The sequence below is a fragment of the Pseudoxanthomonas beigongshangi genome, from assembly GCF_016820515.1.
Classification (GTDB): domain Bacteria; phylum Pseudomonadota; class Gammaproteobacteria; order Xanthomonadales; family Xanthomonadaceae; genus Pseudoxanthomonas_A; species Pseudoxanthomonas_A beigongshangi.
Genome location: NZ_JADHDV010000058.1, coordinates 1 through 3,128, shown reverse-complemented (window position 1 = coordinate 3,128; position 3,128 = coordinate 1). Strand labels below are relative to the sequence as shown.

At 69.0% G+C, this 3,128-nt stretch carries 3 protein-coding genes; all 3 read right to left on the bottom strand.

The window, feature by feature from the left end:
* The coding region (gene pepQ / locus IQ458_RS19425) for a Xaa-Pro dipeptidase (RefSeq protein ID WP_203323838.1) at nt 1-1,293 on the bottom strand (1,293 nt) is incomplete at its 3' end.
* A 68-nt stretch (nt 1,294-1,361) separates the two neighbouring features.
* Nucleotides 1,362-1,706, bottom strand: a complete 345-nt coding sequence (locus IQ458_RS19420) for a PilZ domain-containing protein (RefSeq protein WP_203323837.1) — start codon at nt 1,704-1,706, stop codon at nt 1,362-1,364.
* Nucleotides 1,703-3,128: DUF1631 family protein (locus IQ458_RS19415; RefSeq protein WP_203323836.1), on the bottom strand; the 1,426-nt coding region annotated here is incomplete at its 5' end. The genes IQ458_RS19415 and IQ458_RS19420, both read right to left, overlap by 4 nt.

Here is a 3,128-nt window from a genome sequence, read left to right as displayed (position 1 = left end):
GGTGCACAGGACTTCATCCTCGATGCGAATGCCGCCGTAGGGACGGAACGCATCCACACGCGCCCAGTCGATGCTGTCTGCGTGGCCGTTCTTCTTCGCCTCGTCCAGCAGCATGTCGATGAAGTAGATGCCCGGCTCGATGGTCACCACCATGCCCGGTTCCAGCACCCGGGTCATGCGCAGGTAGGGATGGCCTTCCGGACGCGTGATGCGGCCGCCGCGATCGCTTTCGGCAAAACCGGCCACATCGTGTACCTGCAGGCCGATCGGATGGCCCAGGCCGTGCGGGAAGAACGCGAAGCTGACGCCGCTGGCCAGGGCCGCCTCCGGTGACACCTTCAGCACGCCGAAATCCTTGAGGATGCCCATCAGGCGCAGGTGCGCGTCCAGGTGCAGCTGCTTGTAGTCCACGCCCGCGCGCACCGCCTGGCCCAGCGCGACCTGCACCTGGTCGACCGCGTCGATCAGGGCCTGGAATTCGCCGGCGGAATCGGCTGCGTAGGTGCGGGTGATGTCGCTGGCGTAACCGTGGAAGCTGGCGCCGGCGTCGATGAGGAAGCTGCGCGGGGCGGCGGGCGCCTGGCGATCCAGTTCCATGTAGTGCAGCACCGCGCCATGTTCGTTGAGCGCCACGATGTTGCCGTACGGCAGTTCGGCGGGATCCTGGCCGACCGCGGCGCAGTAGGCCATGTGGATGGCGAATTCGCTCTTGCCCTCGCGGAACGCCGCTTCCGCCGCGCGATGCCCGCGCACCGCCAACCGCTGCGCCTCGCGCATCAGCGCGATTTCGTAAGCGGACTTGTACGAACGCTGGTACTCCAGGTAGTTGACCACCGCTTCCGGATTGTTGGGTTGGTAATCGCCCAGCGCGCTCTGCGGTTCGCCGAGGATGGCGCAGCGCGCCGCCGGGCCGGGCAGCAGCGCCAGTGCATCGGCGGGCTTGCGGATGATCTGGATGTCGAAATGATCCACCCACCAGCCGGTCGGCGCGGCGGGTACCACGTGCCAGTAGTCGAAGGGCTGGTGGTAGATCACCTTCGGGCGCTGGCCGGGCGTGTACACCAGCCAGCTGTCCGGCACCCGCGTCAGCGGCAGCCAGGCCTTGAACTGCGGGTTGACCGCGTACGGATAGTCGCGATCGTCGAACACCTGGTAGTGCAGGCCGCCACTGGGCACGACCAGGTGATCGAAACCGCCACGCGCCAGCGCTTCCTCCGCGCGCCGCTTCATCAACGCCAGGTGTTCGGCGTACAGCGGGACGAGTTCGGTGGCCTGGGGGGCGGAGGCGTTCATGGCGGCGGCTCTTGCGGGCGAAACCCGCATTTTGCCGCATCCGCGCCCGCCTTTCCCGTGACGTTCGCTCAGGCCGTGCCGGGCGCGTTCACCCACGCGCGCAGGGTTTCCAGCGAAGCCGGTTCGATGGTCAGGAACCGCAGGCCGGCGAAACCCTGTCCGGGCGTGTTGGCCTCGGCCATCCAGAGCACGTGCGCGCCGACATCGATCGGCACTTCGCGACCGCCGCCCAGGCGAAGATGGAAACGCAGCTGGTAGATCGCGTCCTCCATCACCGGCGCGCTGGCGAGCAGCAGCATGCCCGATTCGGACACATTGCCCAGGCGGCCGACCAGCTGGTCGGTGAAGGTATCCATCACCGCGACCGGCTCGGGCACGTTGCGGCGGCGGGCACGGCGGAATTCCTGGATCATGCGCCGTTTCCTCCGATGTCCGCGGCCTTGCCCATTCCGGTGAGGCTGCGCAGCGCGCGCAGCGTGGCGTTCCAGGCGCGATCGATCAACCGGCCCTTGTCTTCGGTCACGACCTGCGCCTGGCCCTGGGCCATCAGCCGGGCCAGGCTGTCCAGCGTGTGCTCGCCGGTGCGCTGGCCGCGCTGGTTGACGAACAGCGCGTGGCCGGTGACCGGGCTGAACCATGACAGCCGTTGGCGCTGCACGTCGCCCTGCTGGTTGAGGGTGAATTCGAACCAGGTGCCGTAGGGCAGCGAGCGGAGCAGGTCGTAGCACTCCTGTTCCCGGGGCGAGCGCGGCTGGATCGGTTCGCGCCGGATCATGTTCTGCTCGCCCAGGCGCGCGCGCGCCTTCAGCTTGGCGGTCAGTTCGGTGCGCGAGGTGCCATCGTCCTCGCCGTCGGCGCTGGACAGGCGGCGGGCGATGGCCTGCGCCTCGTCCTCGTGGTAGCCGACCTGCAACAGCGCCTTCTCGATCCGCGCCGGCAATTGCGAGTCCTTGGGCGCGTCCGCCGGCGCGGTGGTGGCGGCGACGATCTGCAGGGTGGTCTGCAGTTGCTCGGTCCACTCGTCCGAGTTCTCGCCCTGGCGCAACTGGGTCAGGGTCAGCACGTCGGCCCAGGCCTGGTTGACCAGCGCCTGGACGAACCGCGGCGGCTGCTGATCGTTGAAGGCGGTCTCGATGGTTTCGCTCGCACGCTGCTTGGCGATCTCCAGCCGTTCCTTGCCGCGTGCGGCCTCGATGTGCCGGCGCTCGGCCAGTTCGGCCTTGCGCGCCGCGGCTTCCAGATGCCGCTGCACCTCGGTGTTGGCCTGGGCGAATACCGCTTCGTCGCCCTGGTAGTGCTTGACCACGAAGTCCACCGACTGGTGCAACTGGTGCAGCAGGCGCGGATCCAGATCATCGTCGGTCTGCCAGGTGGCGCCGGATTCGGCCACCGCGTTGAGCAGTTCGCGGGCAGGGTGTTCCGGACGCAGGAAGAATTCGCGATCGCGCAAGGCGACCTGCGCCAGCGGCACCTGCAGGCGGGTCAGCAGATCGCTGGCCGGCGACTCCGGGCGCACCTCGCGCTCGACTTCGTTGTAAAGCAGGCCCAGCAGTTCGAAGGTGTCCGAGTCCGGCGCGGCCAGCGCGGCCTGGGCACCATGCTGTTGGCGCATCCGCGCGACCAGCGCCTGCTGGATGTCCTTCAGGCTCCGCTTGGGCTGGCCCTCGATGCGTGGCGCGGCCGTGCCCTGCAGGGCCTGCAGCGCGGACAGCACTTCCGGGGTCGGCACCAGCTTGCGGGTGCCGTCGGCGGTCGCGGCCGCCGGCGTGGCCGGACCGGCGGTGTTTGCCGCCGGCGCGCCGGCGCCGCCGGTTTCCGCTCCGGCGAAGCGGGTG